1 pseudogene is annotated in these 426 nt (G+C 67.1%); it reads left to right on the top strand.

Going from position 1 to position 426, the window contains the following annotated elements:
* Nucleotides 1–228: pseudogene (locus ACFHWU_RS29440) on the top strand (IS4 family transposase); the annotation flags it as partial.
* Nucleotides 229–426: the final 198 nt, after the last annotated feature.

A 426-nucleotide genomic window follows, 5' to 3' on the forward strand; every position in this document is an offset into this window, starting at 1 on the left:
ACCCACCTACGCGGCCCCGGCCGGGTCCTGCGTTCCCGCCTGCCGGACCTGGTCCATCAGGAGATCCGGGCCTACCTGATCGTCCACCACGCGATCACCGCGCTGATCGCCGAGGCGTCAGCCGCCGCCGACATCGACCCCGACCGGATATCGTTCACCAGGGTCCTACGCCTGATCCGCCGCACCGCCACCGGCACGGCGGACATTCCCCCCTCAGGACTGGACTGACCAGCTACCGGTCCACCTGACCCGGATCGCCGATCTCATGATCCCCGAACGCAGGGAACGCACCTGCCCCCGAGCGGTCAAACGAGCCCGCCACAACCAGTACCGGGTCAAGAAACCCAACGAACCGGCCAGCATCCGCCACGACCGGCCAGCGACCATCCACATCTACCGGGTCCAGCCACCACCAAGATCAACTTA

This window comes from Micromonospora sp. LOL_015 (assembly GCF_048060275.1).
Lineage (GTDB): Bacteria > Actinomycetota > Actinomycetes > Mycobacteriales > Micromonosporaceae > Micromonospora_E.